Genomic DNA, 792 nt, shown 5'->3' on the forward strand with positions numbered 1-792 from the left:
AACGTTGTTGTATAAGGAAAGTTGCGGTTTTGTCAGCGAGGAATTTCCGAAGGAAATTCAGAAGTTGGCAAAAATGCAACTACCTTTAATTAAGTACTAATTTAGCAATTTTTTTTATACGGTGTTAGGCACTGGCATTTTCCATTATTTTTATAAATCGGTTGTGGTTTTCAGTCAGTTTATTGTCTTTTCCGTAATCTTTTAAATAATTAACTAAGTCAGTCGGTTTAGCAGACTTCATAAAAGAATTCTCGCTTAAAATTCCGATTTCAAAATTCGATAGAGTAGAAGTCAAACATAATTCAGTTTTCAGTCCTTTATTTTTCTCCGTTACAATTCCAATTTTATATATTTTTCCGTTGTTTGTGATTGAGTAATAAACTTGTTTTGAGTTAGAAATTTTGTCAATTTTTTCAAAAGTCTGTTCAAATAATCTTCTTTTTGATTCAGTTCTTTTTTTAATTTTATTCAAAATGTTAGAAGCAATGTCAATTTTCAAACAATCTTGCTCAATTTCTTTTCTTGATAATAAGATTTCGTATTCCGATTTTCTCAATATATCTTCATTCGGATAAATGGCAAGTTCTTTAACACAACCACTAATTATTGCCCTTTGCAAACTTGTCAGATTTTTTATTGGAAAAGATAATTTTGTTGTTATTACATTCAGTTTATTAATGTGTTCAACATCAGAATTCTTTTTTCTTAACTCAAAAGACTCTTTAATTAGTTCAATTTCTTTGTTTTCAAATCTTTTCATAATCGTGGTTTTTGCTTGTGCCTAACGTGTTT

1 protein-coding gene is annotated in these 792 nt (G+C 28.4%); it reads right to left on the reverse strand.

The window, feature by feature from the left end:
* Positions 1–124 precede the first annotated feature (124 nt).
* Complete coding sequence (locus MPF13_RS15470; protein ID WP_249983667.1) at positions 125–760, reverse strand: hypothetical protein; 636 nt, start codon at positions 758–760, stop codon at positions 125–127.
* Between the last annotated feature and the right edge of the window lie 32 nt (positions 761–792).

Origin of the sequence: Polaribacter sp. Z022 (assembly GCF_023555495.1) — a bacterium.
GTDB lineage: Bacteria > Bacteroidota > Bacteroidia > Flavobacteriales > Flavobacteriaceae > Polaribacter.

What these genes read in the sequence shown, in the direction of transcription:
- MPF13_RS15470 (WP_249983667.1), bottom strand. Translation starts at nt 760, where the DNA reads ATGAAAAGATTTGAAAACAAAGAAATTGAACTAATTAAAGAGTCTTTT.